General features: G+C 38.9%; 1 protein-coding gene and 1 pseudogene. Both read right to left on the reverse strand.

Annotated features, from left to right (window positions below; genetic code table 11):
* Positions 1-192: 192 nt before the first annotated feature.
* Entirely contained in the window at positions 193-1,407 is a 1,215-nt protein-coding gene (locus STRDD10_RS11555; RefSeq protein WP_231853384.1) for a G5 domain-containing protein, read from the reverse strand.
* A pseudogene (locus tag STRDD10_RS11140) lies at positions 1,408-5,305 on the reverse strand (endo-alpha-N-acetylgalactosaminidase family protein); the annotation flags it as partial.

Below are 5,305 nucleotides of genomic sequence, written 5' to 3' on the forward strand. Positions count from 1 at the left end.
ATTTTCGAAGAGTATAAACTACTATAAGAAACGGATTTTCATCTCCCTCAACATCAAAAAAGAAAGGACGAAATTCGTCCTTTCTCGATCTTAGATTTTCTTCAACCCACTACAGTTGACAAAGAGCCGAAAAAGGTTGGACGTTCTGTCCAACCTCTTTAGCTAATAATTATAAAAAGACGTATAGCAACATTAATCATTTAGCTTTTTACCAAGTAAGAATAATCCTGACAAAGCCATCCCCAATCCAATTAGAAAGGCTGTGTTTGTTTGGTTCTCACCTGTATTTGGTAAACTAGTCTCAATCTTGTCTTTTGATTCTTTGAATGTAGGAATAGATGTTCCCGTTGTTTCACTAGGTTTAGAATTAGTTTGTACAAAATCAGGCTGATTTATTTGTTCTGTTTGATACACAAGGGCATAGATGCCTAAATCATCTGCAAAAAATTCAGCAAAACGTCCATTTTGTTCAAAATCTACCGTTTCTATATTTTGATCCCCAACAAGACGATAGAGACTCTCAACAGCTTTATTAGCACCAATTGGTAAACTGACAAAGACTCTACCTTCTGGATGCAAAACAACGCCCTTAGCATCCATCAACTCGATTGTATAAGCATCATAATCTTTACCATATAGATAGTGTGACGCAACCTTGACAGCCTTAAGACGGACTACATCTTTTAGGTTTTTCATCAATCCAATGACTTGAACCTTACTTTCTTCATCAGTCAGGACACGAAGTTCTTCTTTTTCCACTACAGGTGGTTTTGATGAAGTGTCTTTTTCTGGTTTTGGTGTAACAGGTTTTGTTGGAGTAATCAATACTTCTTCTTTCGTCCCTATTTCTACAATCTGATCAATTGCTTCAACTGATACAAAGGAATCTTTGGTCTGACGATCAACCTCCTTACCATCTTTAATCGTGATTTCTACGAGAACAGTACGCTCACCCGTTTTTCCTTCTTGGAGGATTCGACGTTCTCCCTTAGTCAACTGATTGTTTTGGCGCTCAACTGTTTGGAAAGCAAGTACTTCCTTCACGACATCCAAGCGCGGTGATTCTTCTATCAATGTTTTCACGCCTTCATCTGGTGTGACTTGATGAGTAGATTTTTCTGGTGTAACAGGTTGTGTTGGAGTAACCGATGCTTCGTCTTTCGTCCCTATTTCTACAATCTGATCAATTGCTTCAACTGATACAAAGGAATCTTTAGTCTGACGATCAACCTCCTTACCATCTTTAATCGTGACTTCTACAAGAACAGTACGCTCACCCGTTTTTCCTTCTTGGAGGATTCGACGTTCTCCCTTAGTCAACTGATTGTTTTGGCGCTCAACTGTTTGAAAAACAAGTACTTCCTTCACGACATCCAAGCGCGGTGATTCTTCTATCAATGTTTTCACGCCTTCATCTGGTGTTACCTGATGAATAGGATTTTCTGGTTTAACAACTTCTTCAAGACTGTTAAGATAGTTTATAAAGTCCGTCAATCTTGTTGGTGTCAGCAAGTGATTTTCTGTAACATAAGAAAGAACCTGCAAGAATGTTTCAACAGCTTTACGATTCTCAGAATCTGTCAGTCCTTTAGCTCTTTCAAGCACTTTCTCGAAGTCACTGGTGTCAAGAGTGGATTCAGCGCTCGTTTCCAAGCTAAAGATCAATTCTGCTGCGGACTGGTATTGATTTGCAGTATCTCCATAAGACTCCGTACCTGTCAGTACAATTTTTTTAGCTTTAATCGCTTTACCAAAATCGATAGTCTTGCTAGCAGCATTATTTGGCCAATTATTGGCAGAGAAGGTATATTCTTTCCCTTTGTCATCTGTCACCACTAACGTTACTGCTTTGAGATTTCCATTAGTACCTGAAGAACGAGGGATATAGGTAAAACCAGTAATATTTTTAGCTTCTTTTAGAGTCATCGTTGCAGGCTTATTAATACCACCACCCGCCCACGGCGTATGCCACAGACTAGAACGATTTCCATCAAAAGCCTTAGCTAATTCCTCTCCTGGCTGTGCAACTGCATCCAAGGATGAAAAATCATCAACACCTAGACTCTTTTTCTTTTCCATTAGATGCGCTTTTGCGGATTCAACTTTTGCAATAGCTTCTCGCGCAGCTTCCACTGTAATATCTTCGTCTTCTTGCATCAAATCATAAATAGCATCTTTTAATTGATTTAATGAATCTGTTGTATAAATTGATTGTGAAACTAACGGTAAGTAGTCTTTTATCGCTTCCTCAATCAACAACTGGCCTGTTAAATCAATTTCTTCTATTTGCAATCTATCTAAGATAAAATCATTGTAACCACGGAAATTCGCATCTCCACCTGTATCTCCATTGGTTTGACTGTCATGACCCGTTGAATAGATACCAATCCAACTATTTCCATCCTCAGCACCTGTCACTAAAAAAGTAGCCGTTTTCGCTTTGTCTGAACCCTTCCAAGTATTTGGTAACTCATGAATGGAAGCATGACTCAAATCACTAATCCATTGATTTCCTTCTTGTTTCCAGAGGACCTCTCCACTTCCATTTACAAAAGCATAGGTGGCATCAGAACCAGCTTCATAGTCAAACGTTACACGATAGGTTTTACCTGCTTCAAAGCGGAAGTTTTGTGGAATAGTCTGATACACCATACGTCTACGACTAACCAGACCATTGGTCTTTAATGACCATTCTCCCTCAATTACATCATCAATCTTCTTATCATTCCAACCCCGTTGTGTGTAAGGTGCATGTTTTTCTGACAAGTGGGTACGATTGTCCTCAACCCCTTCGATACCACCGATTACAAATGGGAAAATTCCTTGCCCCACATTTTCAAAATCCTGCTTGAAAACACCATTTCCTGTATCGTGGTTTCCTCCATACATGCTTGATGCATTTTCAAATATCCGGATTTCATCAAAATAAGTGGCAGCAGTACCAGCTTCACGACTCAAAGTCAAGGTTACATTTGATACATCATCACCTGTTGTAAAGTAAACATACATGTTTTGGAAGTAACTAGTATTATCTACCGTAGCGTTATTTTGGTTGGTATTATGAGCATAGGCTTTAACGAAATTCTGAGCAATAGATTTATGAGTATAATTACTAATCGCTTTTTGACCAGATTGGACTGTAATGCTAGCTTTTGCATCACTACGATTATCCACCCCAACATAAGCAGCGTACTTGGTATTTGGCTTCAGGCCTGTCAACTTCTGAGTCAGACTGACCGTATCTGTATTTCCTTGAATTTTAAGCATCTCATTTGCGCCTTGAGACTTAACGATTTCAGCCTTACTTTGATCCCCTACAATCGTCCAATGAGTAAGATTTCCACTATTAAATCCTTGGTCGTAAATATGCATGCCCTCACTCCAAGACATTTCTTTGTTGACCTGCTTACTTCTATAAAGCACATATGGTTGATTAGCTTCTACATCAATTGTCACTTGATTATTAGATACTACCAACTCTTGTTCTTCAACCTTACCTTGATCCGTCAGTTTATAGAGATAGATTTTATCTTTCCAATCCGATGGTAATGTCCAGGTAGTACTTCCTTGCTTTGTATTAAAATAATACATTTTTTCTTCAGCAGATTGAACAGTATTTCCATTAGCATCCCACTTCCAAGGCACCAAGTAAGCAGAACCATCTTGGATTACACGTCCATTAATAGTAACTGTTCTTTCACGATAACCTGGATTAGTTACATCATTTGACTTCCGTCTTATAAGAACCTTATTATTTTTAGCATCCGTTAGTGCTACTTCCATTTCTGGTGTCCACTGATATGTGCCACCATTTCCTTTCATAGTAACGGGATCTCCATTTTTCCAATTTGTAACTGTAAAATGCTGGAAGTATTTAGTCATCACATCATGAGCAAACAGATTCGTCACATAACCATTGTAATCACTTCGACCTTGCCATCCTTCAAAGTCTTTCATACTATAACCACCCAATAATGGATAGTTCGCAGCTCCTCCGTAAGAAGGATAATCCCCTACCCATGAATCTTTCTGGTGATTTCGGATAAAACGCACAATAGAACTATTGATTCCTTTGTTCGTATATCCTCCATAAGTCAAGTCAGCTGCCCAATGTTGGAAAGTAGAATCATACTCACCACCATGTCCCCATTCGATAGCAAAACGCCATCCTTGATCATTGATTTCTTTAGCAAGAACATGAGTCGCCCAAGCACCATTATCACCAGACTGACCATTTCCCCAAACGTCTACATAAATAAAGTCTAAACCTTCTCCCAATTTCTCTTTCAAGTCTTGCCAACGTTTAAGACGACCATGAGCTAAATCATAGGCTGCATCTATATTGATACCTTGGTCTAACCAGTTCCAACCATAGCTATAACTGCCATCCTGATTCTTCCGAAGCAGTTCTTCTTTGAAGTATTTGGATTCTGGATATGTCTCCGATGCATTAACATGTATTCCCAAATGAGCACCGTATTCTTTTGCCTTAGCAATTAAGGTCTTAAAGTCTTCAGCACCACCAATCCTTTTCCCAATATCAGCATAATTTAAATGACCTGAGTCGTGTCCTTCACTTCCGTAGCCTTTTAAGAGAATTCCTTGACCTAAACCATCTGTGTGCAAATTAATTTTCTTAATCCCATCTAAGGTCATAAGGAAAGGATTTTGAGCCTGTGATCCAAAATTCATCGCAATCCGATAAGCAGCGATATCCTTGACTTTTTCCCATCCTTTCGGATTATTCATTATTTGACGATAAGCAATCGCCGCATCCTGCCAATCTACTTGATTGTCTTGATTCCTATCTTCTGTCACAACGACCTTTGCACTTGGCAATTCCAAAGTATAATTTGGGTATACCAGTCCATTATATTCTTTTTGCCACTGCCATGGTGAACTCTTAATAGCTACATAGTTATTTGTACCGATTGTTTGTTTATAGGCAGTCAATCGGGTAAAATCATTCGCACCGCCACCAAAACTATTTTGTGAGTTACTCCACACACCAGCCGCTAGCGAATCAGTTGAAACAAAACCATACATATAGCCTTTACGTAGTTCGGACATAGGGTTTGTTACATCGATGTGCTCGTCACCACTGACATGAGTATTATTTGACATGGTGGCTCCATCGAACTTAGCACCTGCTTGTTCGCTTGAAACCGAAACTAGAGCATTGTCAGCAAAATTAATTGAAGAAATTAATTTTCTTACATCATCAATCTTTTTCCCTTCCTCAACTTGGTGATGATTGACAATCTTTGTCACATCAAAATGCAGTTGATTCTCTACAACTTTCAAC

Source organism: Streptococcus sp. DD10 (assembly GCF_001578805.1).
Lineage (GTDB): Bacteria > Bacillota > Bacilli > Lactobacillales > Streptococcaceae > Streptococcus.